Source organism: Pseudomonas sp. USTB-Z, assembly GCF_019691255.1.
Lineage (GTDB): Bacteria > Pseudomonadota > Gammaproteobacteria > Pseudomonadales > Pseudomonadaceae > Aquipseudomonas > Aquipseudomonas alloputida.
The window spans coordinates 274636-288398 of record NZ_JAECZP010000001.1 but is presented as its reverse complement, the minus strand read 5'-3'; the positions used below and the strand labels follow the sequence as shown (position 1 = coordinate 288398).

Sequence of the window (13763 nt, the reverse complement as noted above, 5' to 3'; positions counted from 1 at the left end):
GCCTGATAGGGCCTCTTCGCGGGTGAACCCGCTCCTACGGGGCGCTCGATAGGGGCTCTTCGCGGGTGAACCTGCTCCTGCCAGGGATACACATTCCCTTGTAGGAGCGGGTTCACCCGCGAAGCTTTTTGGCCTAGCCCCCTCATTTTGGCCAACAAAGTCCCCCCGCGGCTCTAGGTCCTCGGGCCGCCATGCGTTAGCATCCCTCTCCGATACGACGCTTCGGCCAGTACGGCCGTGCCAACACAATAAGATTCGCTACTTTTCTTGCTAGGGGACTTGGTGATGATCAAGAAATACCTTTCGCGACTGCTGGTCGGTGTGACCGCCCTGGTCGCCGTGACCGCGGCCCAGGCGGGCGCCATCGATGACGCGGTCAAGCGCGGTACCTTGCGGGTGGGCATGGACCCAACCTACATGCCGTTCCAGATGACCAACAAACGTGGCGAGATCATCGGCTTCGAAGTCGATATCCTCAAAGCCATGGCCAAGTCCATGGGCGTGAAGTTCGAGGCAGTGTCCACCGCCTATGACGGCATCATCCCGGCCTTGCTGACCGACAAGTTCGACATGATCGGCAGCGGCATGACCCTGACCCAGGAGCGCAACCTGCGCCTGAACTTCAGCGAACCCTTCATCGTGGTTGGCCAGACCCTGCTGATCCGCAAGGAGCTGGCTGGCGAGATCAAGTCGTACAAGGACCTGAACAACGAGAAGTACCGCCTGACGTCCAAGCTTGGCACCACCGGCGAAATGGTGTCCAAGAAGCTGATCAGCAAAGCCAAGTACCACGGTTACGACAACGAGCAGGAAGCGGTGATGGACGTGGTCAATGGCAAGGCCGACGCCTTTGTCTATGACGCGCCGTACAACGTGGTGGCGGTAGAGAAAGCCGGCGCCGGCAAGCTGCTGTTCCTCGAAGAACCCTTCACCTACGAGCCGCTGGCCTTCGGCCTGAAGAAAGGCGACTACGACAGCATCAACTTCATCAACAACTTCCTGCACCAGATCAAGCACGACGGGACCTACGATCGTATTCACGATAAGTGGTTCAAGAACAAGGACTGGCTGAAGGAAATGGAATAAGGCTCAGGCCACAAGCCCGGCTTTATGACCCCGACGCGCAGGCAAACCCTGCGCGTTCGCATTTACGGAAGTACCCCACGTGATCAAACACAAGAAAGCCCAGTGGCCTTGGCATGGGTTGACTGCCCTGGTCCTGGTAGGCCTGGCGCTCAGCCTTTACATGGCCACCTCGATGATTTCCTACGAGTGGCGCTGGAACCGCGTACCGCAGTACTTCGCCTACAAGGCCGAGGAAACACAACGCGCTGCCGGCTACGGCACTGTGCAGGAAATCGTCATCTCCGGTGACAACGCTCGCGTCACGCTGAAGGACGAAAGTGGTGCCGAGCAAGTGCTCGATGTGGCCAAGGACAGCCTGCAACTGAGCCGCGGCGACGATGTTGCCGAAGGCGACCAGATTGGGGTAACCCGCCATTGGGCCGCTGGCCCGCTGGCATGGGGCCTGTGGACCACCTTGTGGATCTCGGTGGTGTCCGGGGCGCTGGGCCTGGTGATCGGCCTGTTCGCCGGATTGTGCCGGTTGTCGAACAACCCGACCCTGCGCGACCTGTCGACCGTGTATGTCGAGCTGGTGCGCGGCACGCCGCTGCTGGTGCAGATCTTCATCTTCTACTTCTTCATCGGCACCGTGCTCAACCTGTCCCGCGAGTTTGCCGGGGTAGCGGCGCTGGCATTGTTTACTGGTGCTTACGTGGCCGAAATCGTCCGTGCAGGCGTGCAGTCGATCGCCAAGGGCCAGAACGAGGCTGCGCGGTCGCTGGGCCTGAACGCTGGCCAGTCGATGCGCCATGTGATCTTGCCGCAGGCGTTCAAGCGCGTGCTTCCGCCCCTGGCCGGCCAGTTCATCAGCCTGGTCAAGGACACCTCGCTGGTGTCGGTGATCGCCATCACCGAACTGACCAAGAGTGGCCGTGAGGCCATCACCACCTCGTTCTCTACCTTCGAGATCTGGTTCTGCGTGGCAGGCCTGTACCTGCTGATCAACCTGCCGCTATCGCACATTGCCAGCCGGCTCGAGCGGAGGCTTGCGCAAAGTGATTGAAGTCCGTGATTTGCTGAAAGTCTTCGACACCCGTGGCCAGGTGGTAAGGGCTGTGGATAACGTCACCACTCAGGTCGCCAAGGGCGAAGTGGTGGTCGTGCTCGGCCCGTCGGGGTCGGGCAAATCGACGTTCCTGCGCTGCCTAAACGGCCTGGAGCATTTCGACCAAGGCCATGTGGCCATCGATGGCCTGCAACTGGCCGACCCTAAGACCGACATCAATGCCTACCGCCGCGAAGTTGGCATGGTGTTCCAGCACTTCAACCTGTTCCCGCACATGACTGTGCTGGAAAACCTGTGCCTGGCGCAGAAGGTGGTGCGCAAGCGCAACAAGGCTGACCGCGAGGCCAAGGCCCGGGCGCTGCTGGAAAAGGTCGGTATCGCGCAGAAGGCCAACGAATTCCCGTCCCGGCTTTCTGGCGGCCAGCAGCAGCGGGTCGCGATTGCCCGGGCCCTGGCGATGGACCCGAAAGTGATGCTGTTCGACGAGCCTACCTCGGCGCTCGACCCGGAAATGGTCGGTGAGGTGCTGGACGTGATGAAGACCCTGGCCCAGGAAGGCATGACCATGGTTTGTGTCACCCACGAAATGGGCTTCGCCCGCGAAGTGGCTGACCGCGTGCTGTTCTTCGACCACGGCAAACTGCTGGAAGATTCGGCCCCGGCCGCGTTCTTCGCTGCACCGAAAGACCCGCGTGCGCAGGCATTCCTGCGCCAGGTGCTGTAACCGCGCTGGCTTCTTCGCGGGCAAGCTCGCTCCTGCATGTCCACCACTGCCTTGATAGGGGTGATGTACCTGTGTGAGCGGGCTTGCCCGCGAAGAGGGCGAGGCGAAGTCAGAGGCTGAACCGCCCCACCATCCCCCGCAATTGCTGCCCCAGATGCTCCAGTTCTCCACTCGAGGCTGCTGTCTGTTCACTGGCCGCGCTGGTCTGATCCGAAACATCCCGTACATTGATCACACTTCGGTTGATCTGCTCGGCCACCACGCTCTGCTCTTCACTGGCGGTGGCGATCTGCTGGTTCATGCCCTGAATGCTCGACACCGTGTCGGTGATCTGGCTCAGTGCGTGCCCGGCCCTGCGGCTCAGCTCCACGCTCTGTTCGGTCAGGCTCTTGCTGCTGTCCAGCAAGCGGGTCACTTCGTCGGTACCGTTGTGCAGACTGTCGATCAGTTGGCCGATCTCTTCAGTCGCCGTCGACGTGCGCTGTGCCAGGCCACGCACCTCATCGGCCACCACGGCAAAGCCGCGCCCGGCTTCACCAGCCCGTGCCGCTTCGATCGCTGCGTTCAGCGCCAACAGGTTGGTCTGTTCGGACACCGACTTGATCACATCGAGAATGCTGCCAATCCGCTGGCTCTCGCCTGCCAGGTGCTGCATGGCCGCCAGGCAATGGTCCATCTGCCCGGCCAGCTGTTCGATACGGCCGATGGCTTCGGCGACGACCTGGTCACCCACCTGGGCCTGCTGGTCAGCGCTGGTCGCGGCCAGCGAGGCTTGCTCGGCGTTCTGTGCCACTTCCTGCACAGTGGCGCTCATCTGGTTCATGGCAGTCGCCACCTGGTCAGTTTCCTCGCGCTGCTGATTGATGCGCAGCTTGGTGTCTTCGCTACTGGCCGCCAACTGTGTGGCGGCCTGTGACAGCTGGCCGACACCCTGATCAATGCCACCGATCAGCTCGCGCAGGCTCAAGGTCATCTCGCGCATGCTGGTTTGCAGCTGGCCCATTTCGTCGCGACGTTGCACGCTGTCGACCTGGCTCAGGTCACCCTTGGCGATGCGGGCAGCCACGGCCAGTGTCTGGCGCAACGGCTGGGTGATCTGCAAGGTGATCAGCCAGGCGGCCAGCGCCCCTACCACCATGGCCAGCAGCGCCACACTGGTCAGCAGCGACCGGGCGGCCACGGCCTCACTGTCGCGTTGTTCGACCTTGCGTTTGCCCAGTTCGAGGCTCACCGTTCGCAGCTCGTTGCCCATGTTTTCCATGTTGTTCTGCAACTGCTCCACACGTACGGCGGCGCGGCGGTACTGATCCAGGCTGGTGCGATACTTGCTCAGCTCGACACCGGGCTGCTCAGTGATGGCGCGTGGCAAGCCCAACGGCGCAAGGCCTTCAAGCAGTTGCGCAAGGCTATTGTCGGCGGCATCCAGGGCGTTATCACCGACTTTGGCAAAATCCTCGACCGGGGCGAAGGTGTAGGCTGGAACCAGGCTTTGCTGGTTGGCACCTTCGACATGTCGGCTGAGGGTATCCATCAGGCCCAGCACACCACTTTGCTGACTGTTGTCAGGCATTTTCAGCAAGGCCTGGGTCTGCAGTTGGTCAATCGCCTCGCTGAGTGCATGCTCCTGTGACTGCAGGGCTTCGCGCAGGGCCACACGGCTGGCGACGCTGCGCTGCAGTTCGCTGAAGGTGTCGCCCAGGCTCTGCAACAATGCCATTTTCTCTGTCAGCAACTGCCGTGACTCATCGACGTTGCTGCGTTGTTGCAGGGTGGTCAGCATGCTGTTGAGCTGGTCGAGGATGTTGCTGATGCGTGCTCTGCTGGCATCGTCGTTGAGCACGCGGTAGGTGATGCGTTCCGCGCGCAGGTCTTTTGTCAGGTCGTTGATCAGGCCTATTTCGCTGAGTTGCTGTGAGCGCACGATGGCACCATCCAGGGCACGCCAGCCGCTGATGGTGGTGGCCAGGGTGAGCAGCAGGACCACGGCGAAGCCGAGGGCCAGCTTGGCGGCGACACTGATGTTGCCGAGCTTGCGGTTGAGGGAGCCAAGCATGGGGAATCTCCGAGCGAGTGAGAGAAAGGATGCAGGCGCATGGCTGGCATCACATCTCTGCCCATCGGCAGTGGAGCTGTAGGACTTGACCTGATAATCAGGTAGGAAAGTTCGCCGCGAACAGTAGGATATATTTCGTCCTGTGCCGTCCTCTTCGCGGGTAAACCCGCTCCTACGACAGCCTATGCATGTGTGTAGGCGCGGGTTTACCCGCGAATACGGTAGTGCCGGCAACGGTGAACGGCGGGTGGAAATTGGCCAGCAGGGCCGGCCCATTCGCGGGTGAACCCGCTCCTACGACGGCCTGTGCATGCGTGTAGGAGCGGGTTTACCCGCGAATACGGTGGCGGCGGCAACGGTGAACGGCGGGTGGAAATTGGCCAGCCGGCCTGGCCCATTCGCGGGTGAACCCGCTCCTACGACGGCCTGTGCATGCGTGTAGGAGCGGGTTTACCCGCGAATACGTTGGCGGCGGCAACGGTGAACGGCGGGTGGAAATTGGCCAGCCGGGCCGGCCCATTCGCGGGTGAACCCGCTCCTACGACGGCCTGTGCATGCGTGTAGGAGCGGGTTAACCCGCGAATACGGTGGTGCCGGCAACGGTGAACGGCGGGTGGAAATTGGCCAGCAGGGCCGGCCCATTCGCGGGTGAACCCGCTCCTACGACGGCCTGTGCATTGTGTGTAGGAGCGGGTTTACCCGCGAAGAGGCCCCACCGGGCGACCGCTGGTTCAGATCACAGCCGGAACCGCCCAACCAACCCTTGCAAATGGGTACCCAACCGCGCCAGTTCCACGCTGGAGCTGGCCGTCTCCTCACTCGCCGCCGAGGTCTGGTCGGAAATATCACGCACATTCATCACGCTGCGATTGATTTCTTCGGCCACCGCCGTCTGCTCCTCGGCCGCTGTGGCAATCTGCTGGTTCATTGCCTGAATCGACGACACCGTGCGGGTGATGGTTTCCAGCGAGCTGCCGGCGCGGCGGGTCAGCTCGACGCTGCTGTCGGTCAGTTGGCGGCTGTTGTCCATCACGCTGGCCACCCGTTGGGTGCCGCTTTGCAGGCCGGCAATCAACTCTTCGATCTCTTCGGTCGACTGCTGTGTGCGCTGGGCCAAGCTGCGTACTTCGTCGGCAACCACGGCAAAGCCACGCCCGGCCTCTCCGGCGCGGGCGGCTTCGATTGCTGCGTTGAGGGCGAGCAGGTTGGTTTGCTGGGCCACCGATTTGATTACGTCGAGTACGCTGCCGATCTTGTCGCTCTCGGTCTTGAGCAGGTTCATCGCTTCGCTGGAGTTGATCACTTCGCTTGCCAGGCGCTCGATCTGTGCCACTGCCTCGCCCACCACGCGATCGCCCTCGCGGGCCTGCTGGTCGGCCATCAAGGCGGCTTCCGAAGCCTGCTCGGCATTGCGTGCCACTTCGTGCACGGTGGCAGTCATCTGGTTCATCGCGGTCGCCACCTGGTCGGTTTCGACCTTTTGGTTGTTGACCCCGGCGCTGGTCTGCTCTGTGACCGCCGACAGCTCCTCGGCAGCGCTGGCGATCTGCGTCACGCCATCGCCAATACCGCCGATCAGTTCACGCAAACCTTGGGTCATACGATGCATGCTGGCCTGCAATTGGCCCAGTTCGTCGCGGCGTTGCACCTGCAGGCTCTGGGTCAGGTCTCCGCTGGCCACACGCTCTGCGGCGCGCAGTGTTTGGCGCAGAGGGATGATGATCTGCCGGGTAATGGCCCAGGCGGCCAGCAGGCCAAGGGCCAGTGCCAGCACGGTGGCAACTGCCAGCAGTGTTTTGGCCTGCGCGGCCGCGGCATCGCGCACCTCAGTTTGCGAGGTGGTCATCATCTGGCTGGCCTGCAGCAGTACCGTGCCTTGTTCAACCATGCGTTGCAGCGCTTGCTCACTGGCAAGCTGGGCATTGCCGAATTGGGTCACCGCATCGCGGTAGCCGCCCATGGCCGTGGCGGCATCATCCAGGCTGGCAGCATGTTCGGCTGGCACTTTGGCCGGCAGTGCACGCAGCTCGGCCAAGGCCTGGTCGATGGCCTTCAGTGCCGTTTGCTGGTAATCGGCATTGCCGCTGTAGGTGTAGCCACGCACCTGGAAACGCGCTTGTTGCAGCAGGGCGCTGACGTCCACCGCGTGCTGGTACTGGTTGATGTTTGCGCCTTGCAGCAGGCTACGCTGTACGCGGCCTATCAACTCCACGGCTTTATCGGCGCTGCTACCCAGTACATCACGGCTGGCTTCGCGACGTTGGTCGGCTTGCTTAAGCTCGTTGAATGCCTGCTGGTAGGTGCGCACTGCCTCGCGTTGCTGTTCGAGGCGTTGGCGGTCGGCGGGTTGTTCGATCTGGCCAAGCATCCGCTGCACCTGGCGGTCGAGGTTGCTCAGGGCTTTTTCCAGTTCTGCCAGCGAAGCGTCGTCGCGGCGGCGATCGTAATGCTGGCGGGCGATACGCAATTCCTGGGTGTATTGCTGGATAACAGAGATGTTTCCCAGCTTGTCGCCACGGTCGATGATGCTGTCCATGCCGTGCCAGCCGGTCAGGGTAATCGCCAGGGTAAACAGCAGCACCAGGCCGAAACCCAGCCCCAGTTTGCGATTGACGCTCACATCGCCCAGCGATTGGGCTAACCATTGATACATGTTCGACTCCCCGGCGGCTTGGCAGCACAAATAATTGTATTGTTGCCAAGGCCATCGGCCCGGGAGAGGGAAACTTGATGGGCGGAAAAGTGGTGTTTGTGTCAGAAAATACGCGAAAGCAGCGCGGTGACGGCGGTCTCCACCCGCAAGATGCGATCACCCAGCTGTACCGGCGCCAGGCCTGCCTTGCCCAGCAGGTCGATCTCGTAGGGGATCCAGCCACCCTCGGGGCCAATGGCCAGGGTAACGGTTTGCTCTACGGCGCGTGGACAGGCTGGGTAGGGGCCGGGATGGCCGACCAGGCCCAGGGTGCCGGCGGCGATGGTGGGCAGGCGGTCTTCGACAAAAGGCTTGAAGCGTTTTTCAATGATCACCTCGGGCAACACGGTGTCGCGCGCCTGTTCCAGGCCCAGGATCAGGTTTTCGCGAATGCTCTCGGGCTGCAGAAAAGGTGTTTGCCAGAAGCTTTTCTCGACTTTGTAGCTGTTCAGCAGGATCAGCCGCGGCACGCCCAGCGTGGCCACGGTCTGGAACAGCCGTCGCAGCATTTTGGGGCGCGGCACCGCCAGCACCAGGGTCAGCGGCAGCTTGGCCGGTGGCTGCTGGTCGAAGGCCACTTCAAGTTCGGCTTCGTGCTTTTCCAGGCGCAGCACCGTGGCCTTGCCCATCAGGCCATTGATACGGCCCACGCGCAGGTTGTCGCCCACTGCCACGCGGTGGATTTCCTGCATATGGGTGAAGCGCCGATCAGCAAGAACGACACGGTTGGCCGAGACGAAGTCGGCCTCTTCAAGAAGCAGCAGGTTCACGGTTGGGTCGCTGGTGGCTGGTCGTTATGGTCATCGGCGGTTTCGTCGTGGGCGCTGCGCTTGCGGATCAGGCTGCCGCACAGCACGCCGATCTCGAACAGCAGCCACATGGGCACGGCCAGCAGGGTCTGGGAGAAGATGTCCGGTGGGGTGAGGACCATGCCGACCACGAAGCAGCCGATGATCACATAAGGGCGTACTTTCTTCAGGTACTTCACGTCGACCACGCCGATCCACACCAGCAGCACCACCGCCACCGGGATTTCGAAGGCCACGCCGAAGGCGAAGAACAGCGTCATCACGAAGTCGAGGTAGCTTGCGATGTCGGTCATCATCGAAACGCCTTCTGGCGTGGCGCTGGCGAAGAAACCGAAGATCAGCGGGAATACAAGGAAGTAGGCGAAGGCCATGCCGGCATAGAACAGGAAGATGCTCGACACCAACAGTGGAATGGCGATGCGCTTTTCATGGCGGTACAGCCCTGGCGCGATAAAACCCCAGATCTGCTGAAGGATGAACGGGATGGCCAGGAACAGCGAGACGATCATGGTCAGCTTGAACGGCGTGAGGAACGGCGAGGCCACATCGGTGGCGATCATCGTTGCGTTGGCCGGCAAGTGCTCGCGCAGCGGCGCGGAAACCAGTGTGTAGATCTGCTGGGCGAAGGAGAACAGCCCGGCAAAGATCAGGAAAATGACGGCAACACAGCGCAGCAGGCGGGTGCGCAGTTCGGTCAGGTGCGAAACCAGCGGCATCGGCTGGTCGTGTTCCGGATTCTCGCTCATGGGGCTCGCGGCGGTTGAGGCGGTTCAGACGGTGCGGCCGGGGCAGCAGGTGCTTCGACCGGCCTGGCTTCGAGCCCGGCAGGTGGCTGCACGCTGGCCGTGGTGACCGGCGGCTTCGCGGGTGGCGTCATTGGGTTGAGGATGCGCTTGGCTTCCTCTTCCATCTGCAGGATGTGCTCGTTATGCAGCTGGCGGCGGATGTCGTCGGCGCCAATTTCGCGCTCCACTTCCATCTTGATGCTGTTGAAGCTGCGCTTGAGCCGGCCGATCCACAGGCCTGCCGTGCGCGCGGCACCCGGCAGGCGCTCGGGACCGAGCACCAGCAGGGCGACCAGGCCGACGAGCAGGAGCTCGCTGAAACTGATGCCGAACATGGGTCAGTCTTTCCGCTGCGGCTCTTGGACCGGGTGGGCCTGGCCTTCGATGGTGTGGCCTTGCTGCGGCTGCGCGGTGTTTTGCACCGGTGGCACAGGTTGGGCAGGCGGCGGAGTCTGCTCGGCCGGCTTGCTCTCTTCTTCGTTCATGGCCTTGCGGAAGCCCTTGATCGACTCGCCCAGGTCGCTGCCGAAGTTCTTCAGCTTCTTGGTGCCGAATACCAGGACCACGACGACCAGCAGGACAATCCAGTGTTTCCAGTCAAAAATACCCATGGTGCTCTCCTAGAATGCGTTGTGCTCAAGCCGAAGGCTGGCGTGCGGCCTTTTCATCATGCCCGGAAAGCCCGAAGCGGCGTTCCAGCTCATCCAGCACGGCTTGCGGATGCTGGCCCAGCGCACTGAGCATCACCAGGCTATGAAACCACAGGTCGGCGGTTTCGTAGATGACATCGCTGTAATCCTTGCTGATCTGGGCATCCTTGGCAGCAATGATCGTTTCGACCGACTCTTCGCCGAGCTTTTCAAGGATCTTGTTCAGGCCCTTGTGGTACAGGCTGGCCACGTAGGAGCTGTCAGGCGCCGCTTGCTTGCGTTCTTCAAGCACTTCGGCCAGGCGGTTGAGGGTGTCGCTCATGTCAATGTCCTGCGCTGTAGATGGCATCCGGGTCCTTCAGGACCGGGTCGACGATTTTCCACTGGCCGTCTTCATAGACGCGGTAGAAGCAGCTTTCACGACCGGTATGGCAGGCGATATGGCCCAGTTGCTCGACCATCAGGATGATCACGTCGGCGTCACAGTCCAGGCGCAACTCATGCAGTTTTTGCACATGCCCGGACTCCTCGCCTTTACGCCACAGCTTGCCACGCGAACGCGACCAGTAGATGGCACGCTGCTCGGCGGCGGTCAGGGCCAGCGATTCACGGTTCATCCAGGCCATCATCAGCACGCGTCCGGTCTTGTGGTCCTGGGCGATCGCCGGTACCAGGCCATCGCTGTTCCACTTGATCTCGTCCAGCCAGTCTTTCATCGTCGACTCCAAAACGGGCCCGCTCCTGTGCCGGGCCCTTTGCGCTAGTGTGCCAGCCACAGGCGCGGCTGGCTATTGGCGCACGATCAGGTAAAGGCCCGCAGCCAGCATCAACCAGGCTGGCCAGGCGGCCGGGGCGGCCAGGCTGGCGGTTTCGGCAGCGCCTGCAGCCAAAACTGCGCCACCGCCAAGCAGGCCGGCGCCCAGCAGGCGCAGCGCCCAGCGGTCGCCCTGGCGGCGCCGTTCCGGCAGTTGTGGATCGTGCAGGTGAGGCTGCGACAGGCGCTCGAGCAGGTCGCGGGTCATGCCGGCCAGGTGCGGCAGTTGCTCTACCTGGCTGTGCAGGTTGCCGAACACGGCCTTGGGGCTATAGCGGTCGCGCATCCAGCGTTCGAGGTACGGCTTGGCGGTGCTCCACAGGTCCAGGTCGGGGTACAGCTGTCGGCCCAGGCCTTCGATGTTGAGCAGGGTTTTCTGCAGCAATACCAACTGTGGCTGCACTTCCATGTTGAAGCGCCGTGCGGTCTGGAACAGGCGCATCAGCACCTGGCCGAAGGAAATATCTTTTAACGGTTTTTCAAAGATCGGCTCGCACACGGTGCGAATCGCTGCTTCGAACTCGTTGACCTTGGTGTTTGCCGGCACCCAACCCGAGTCGATGTGCAACTGGGCGACGCGGCGGTAGTCACGCTTGAAGAAGGCAAACAGGTTGCGCGCCAGGTAGTCCTGGTCCTCGGCGGTGAGGCTGCCGACGATGCCGCAGTCGATGGCAATGTACTGTGGGCTCCACGGTTTGACCGTGCTGACGAAGATGTTGCCAGGGTGCATGTCGGCATGGAAGAAGCTGTCGCGGAACACCTGGGTGAAGAACACTTCCACGCCGCGCTCGGCCAGCAGCTTCATGTCGGTGCGCTGGTCGGCCAAGGTGGCCATGTCGGTCACCGGTACGCCGTAGATGCGCTCCATCACCAGCACCTTGGGGCGGCACAGGTCCCAGTACACCTGGGGCACGTACATCAGCTCGGAGTCTTCGAAGTTGCGCCGCAGCTGGCTGGCGTTGGCAGCCTCGCGCAGCAGGTCGAGCTCGTCGTAGATGGTTTTTTCGTAGTCGCCGACGATTTCCACCGGGTGCAGGCGACGGGCATCCGCCGAGGCGCGTTCGGCGGCCTTGGCGATCAGGAACAGCCAGGCCAGGTCCTGGGCGATGACCGGCTTCAGGCCCGGGCGCACCACCTTGACCACCACCTCTTCGCCGGTTTTCAGGCGTGCGGCGTGCACCTGGGCCACCGAGGCCGAGGCCAGAGGCTCGACGTCGAAGCGGCTGAACACCTCGCCGACCTTCGCACCGAGCTGTTCCTCGATCAAGGCCACGGCTTTTTTCGGGTCGAACGGTGGCACACGGTCCTGCAACAGCATCAGTTCGTCGGCGATATCGGGGGGCAGCAGGTCGCGGCGGGTGGACAGCAGTTGGCCGAACTTGATGAAGATCGGCCCCAGGTCCTGCAGTGCCAGGCGCAGGCGCGCGCCACGGCTGAGTTCGGTGGGCTTGCGTGGCAGCCAGCGCCACGGCATCAACAGGCGCAGGCTGGCCAGCCACCAGGGCAGCAAGGGCTGGTCGAACAGCAGGTCATCGAGGCGGTAGCGGATCACCACACGCTGGATGCGAAAAAGACGTCGGACGGCGAGCAGCTTCATGCGTTATCGCTGGTATCAAGGGATCGGGAGAGGCGCTTGAGGCGCGCTTCGAGGCGTTCTGTATCAAGCTTCAAGGCATCGAGCTCGCTGAAGGCGGCTTCGGCTTCGCGCTTGCCGACCAGGGTACGGGATTCTTCGGCCAGGTATTCGGACAGGTTCTGGCTGAACCGTGCCAGGCCTTGGCGAGTCCAGCGAGCGCGCAGGCGGATATGGCCGGCCAGCATTGCCGTGGCGACCGGGCCAAGCCAGCGTTGCAGCTCGTGCTCCCAGTCCAGCTCCAGGTCCTGCAGCACACCGAACAGGTCGAGCAGTACGGCGCTGTCGCCGTGCAGCTCGACCTGCGGGCTGTGCAGTACAGCGGTCTTGTCCTTGACCAAGGCCAGTTGCGCCAGGCTACCGGCGGGGGCGCGCAGGCGGCAGTCGACCTCGCCCTCCCAATGGGCGGCGAGCATCAGGCCTTCTTCATCGGGCAGGATAAACACCTGCAGGGCCGGTTGGCGGCAGTCGATCTCGATGACTTTGCCTTCCAGCGCGGCCAGCCGCGGCAGGGCCGTGCTGTCCAGGCGCAGGACGCGGTTCAGGCCATGTTCGACGCTGGCGAGCAGCCCGGCCAGCAACATCAGGGCTTGATTCCCCGGTGCACGGCAACGATGCCGCTGGTCATGTTGTGGTAGGTGACGCGGTCGAAACCAGCCTCGACCATCATGCTCTTCAGGGTTTCCTGGTCAGGGTGCATGCGGATCGACTCGGCGAGGTAACGGTAGCTCTCGGCGTCATTGGTGATCAGCTTGCCAGCCAGCGGCATGAAGGCGAACGAGTAGGCGTCGTAGGCCTTGGACATCAGCTTGTTGGTCGGCTTGGAGAACTCCAGGATCAACAGGCGGCCACCGGGCTTGAGCACGCGCAGCATCGAACGGATGGCGGCGTCCTTGTGGGTAACGTTGCGCAGGCCGAAAGCGATGGTCACGCAGTCGAAGTGGTTGTCCGGGAACGGCAGCTTTTCAGCGTCGGCCTGGACGAACTCGATGTTGCCGGCTACGCCACGGTCAAGCAGGCGGTCACGGCCAACCTTGAGCATCGAATCGTTGATGTCGGCCAGCACCACTTGCCCGGTCGGCCCGACAAGACGGGAGAACTTGGCCGCCAGGTCACCGGTACCGCCGGCGATGTCCAGTACGCGGTTGCCGCTGCGCACGCCCGACAGCTCGATGGTAAAGCGCTTCCACAGGCGGTGCATGCCGCCGGAAAGCACGTCGTTCATCAGGTCGTACTTGGCTGCCACCGAGTGGAACACTTCGGCGACTTTCTTCGCCTTCTGGCTTTCAGGCACGTCCTGGTAGCCGAAATGGGTGGTGGGTTCGGCGTGGTCGCCTTTGCGCTGGTCGTTCATATCGCTTCACCGGAAAAAATTACCGCCATTCTAGGGCGAACGGGCGGATTTGTCTTGGCGGGGTGTGCCAGTGGGCAGGGGCGGGCATAATGCTCATTATGTCTACATCTTCAGGAAC

The 13763-nt window shown here is 62.5% G+C and carries 14 protein-coding genes and 2 pseudogenes; 3 read left to right on the top strand and 13 right to left on the bottom strand.

Features of this window, described 5'->3' with window-relative positions; translation table 11 throughout:
• Positions 1–288 precede the first annotated feature (288 nt).
• The 3 genes from I8746_RS01295 (at position 289) to I8746_RS01285 (ending at position 2855) form a co-directional block, all read left to right on the top strand.
• Positions 289–1086, top strand: a complete 798-nt coding sequence (locus I8746_RS01295; protein ID WP_029380729.1) for a transporter substrate-binding domain-containing protein — start codon at positions 289–291, stop codon at positions 1084–1086.
• A gap of 79 nt (positions 1087–1165) precedes the next feature.
• Positions 1166–2128, top strand: coding sequence for an amino acid ABC transporter permease (locus I8746_RS01290; RefSeq protein ID WP_003249268.1), 963 nt, complete (start codon positions 1166–1168; stop codon positions 2126–2128).
• Positions 2121–2855 (top strand): amino acid ABC transporter ATP-binding protein, encoded by a 735-nt coding sequence (locus I8746_RS01285; RefSeq protein ID WP_003249271.1) that lies wholly within the window; start codon positions 2121–2123, stop codon positions 2853–2855. The genes I8746_RS01290 and I8746_RS01285 overlap by 8 nt, the downstream gene beginning before the upstream one ends.
• A 109-nt stretch (positions 2856–2964) precedes the next feature.
• On the opposite strand, the gene I8746_RS27415 is transcribed toward I8746_RS01285, so the two are convergent.
• From I8746_RS27415 to ubiE, 13 genes and pseudogenes are all read right to left on the bottom strand, one after another.
• Complete coding sequence (locus I8746_RS27415) at positions 2965–3669, bottom strand: methyl-accepting chemotaxis protein (protein WP_370588338.1); 705 nt, start codon at positions 3667–3669, stop codon at positions 2965–2967.
• Between the two features lie 150 nt (positions 3670–3819).
• Positions 3820–4908: pseudogene (locus I8746_RS27410) on the bottom strand (methyl-accepting chemotaxis protein); the annotation flags it as partial.
• 736 nt (positions 4909–5644) lie between these two features.
• Entirely contained in the window at positions 5645–6358 is a 714-nt protein-coding gene (locus I8746_RS27405) for a methyl-accepting chemotaxis protein (protein WP_370588293.1), read from the bottom strand.
• A gap of 141 nt (positions 6359–6499) precedes the next feature.
• A pseudogene (locus I8746_RS27400) lies at positions 6500–7444 on the bottom strand (methyl-accepting chemotaxis protein); the annotation flags it as partial.
• Positions 7445–7662: 218 nt separating this feature from the next.
• Positions 7663–8370, bottom strand: coding sequence for a 16S rRNA (uracil(1498)-N(3))-methyltransferase (locus I8746_RS01270; protein ID WP_012053922.1), 708 nt, complete (start codon positions 8368–8370; stop codon positions 7663–7665).
• The gene (tatC, locus tag I8746_RS01265) at positions 8367–9155 is read right to left on the bottom strand and encodes a twin-arginine translocase subunit TatC (RefSeq protein WP_010955577.1); all 789 of its coding nucleotides are present in this window, start codon (positions 9153–9155) and stop codon (positions 8367–8369) included. The genes I8746_RS01270 and tatC overlap by 4 nt, the downstream gene beginning before the upstream one ends.
• On the bottom strand, positions 9152–9529 hold the full coding sequence (tatB, locus tag I8746_RS01260; RefSeq protein ID WP_003249280.1) for a Sec-independent protein translocase protein TatB: 378 nt from the start codon (positions 9527–9529) through the stop codon (positions 9152–9154). Before tatB ends, tatC begins: the two co-directional genes overlap by 4 nt.
• A 3-nt stretch (positions 9530–9532) precedes the next feature.
• Positions 9533–9805: a twin-arginine translocase TatA/TatE family subunit gene (locus tag I8746_RS01255; protein WP_003249282.1), complete on the bottom strand. Its 273-nt coding sequence runs from the start codon at positions 9803–9805 to the stop codon at positions 9533–9535.
• Between the two features lie 25 nt (positions 9806–9830).
• Positions 9831–10166: a phosphoribosyl-ATP diphosphatase gene (locus I8746_RS01250; RefSeq protein WP_003249283.1), complete on the bottom strand. Its 336-nt coding sequence runs from the start codon at positions 10164–10166 to the stop codon at positions 9831–9833.
• Position 10167: 1 nt separating this feature from the next.
• Positions 10168–10560, bottom strand: coding sequence for a phosphoribosyl-AMP cyclohydrolase (hisI, locus tag I8746_RS01245; protein WP_003249284.1), 393 nt, complete (start codon positions 10558–10560; stop codon positions 10168–10170).
• 72 nt (positions 10561–10632) lie between these two features.
• On the bottom strand, positions 10633–12255 hold the full coding sequence (gene ubiB / locus I8746_RS01240) for a ubiquinone biosynthesis regulatory protein kinase UbiB (protein WP_004576731.1): 1623 nt from the start codon (positions 12253–12255) through the stop codon (positions 10633–10635).
• Positions 12252–12875 (bottom strand): SCP2 domain-containing protein, encoded by a 624-nt coding sequence (locus tag I8746_RS01235; RefSeq protein ID WP_003249286.1) that lies wholly within the window; start codon positions 12873–12875, stop codon positions 12252–12254. Before I8746_RS01235 ends, ubiB begins: the two co-directional genes overlap by 4 nt.
• On the bottom strand, positions 12875–13645 hold the full coding sequence (gene ubiE / locus I8746_RS01230) for a bifunctional demethylmenaquinone methyltransferase/2-methoxy-6-polyprenyl-1,4-benzoquinol methylase UbiE (RefSeq protein WP_004576729.1): 771 nt from the start codon (positions 13643–13645) through the stop codon (positions 12875–12877). Before ubiE ends, I8746_RS01235 begins: the two co-directional genes overlap by 1 nt.
• Positions 13646–13763 lie beyond the last annotated feature (118 nt).

Excerpts from the sequence above, each read along its gene's own strand:
- hisI (WP_003249284.1), bottom strand. The coding sequence starts at position 10,560 with ATGAAAGACTGGCTGGACGAGATCAAGTGGAACAGCGATGGCCTGGTA.
- I8746_RS27405 (WP_370588293.1), bottom strand. The coding sequence starts at position 6,358 with ATGAACCAGATGACTGCCACCGTGCACGAAGTGGCACGCAATGCCGAG.
- ubiB (WP_004576731.1), bottom strand. The coding sequence starts at position 12,255 with ATGAAGCTGCTCGCCGTCCGACGTCTTTTTCGCATCCAGCGTGTGGTG.
- I8746_RS01235 (WP_003249286.1), bottom strand. The coding sequence starts at position 12,875 with ATGTTGCTGGCCGGGCTGCTCGCCAGCGTCGAACATGGCCTGAACCGC.
- I8746_RS01255 (WP_003249282.1), bottom strand. The coding sequence starts at position 9,805 with ATGGGTATTTTTGACTGGAAACACTGGATTGTCCTGCTGGTCGTCGTG.
- I8746_RS27415 (WP_370588338.1), bottom strand. The coding sequence starts at position 3,669 with ATGAGCGCCACTGTGCAGGAAGTGGCACAGAACGCCGAGCAAGCCTCG.
- tatC (WP_010955577.1), bottom strand. The coding sequence starts at position 9,155 with ATGAGCGAGAATCCGGAACACGACCAGCCGATGCCGCTGGTTTCGCAC.
- I8746_RS01250 (WP_003249283.1), bottom strand. The coding sequence starts at position 10,166 with ATGAGCGACACCCTCAACCGCCTGGCCGAAGTGCTTGAAGAACGCAAG.
- tatB (WP_003249280.1), bottom strand. The coding sequence starts at position 9,529 with ATGTTCGGCATCAGTTTCAGCGAGCTCCTGCTCGTCGGCCTGGTCGCC.
- ubiE (WP_004576729.1), bottom strand. The coding sequence starts at position 13,645 with ATGAACGACCAGCGCAAAGGCGACCACGCCGAACCCACCACCCATTTC.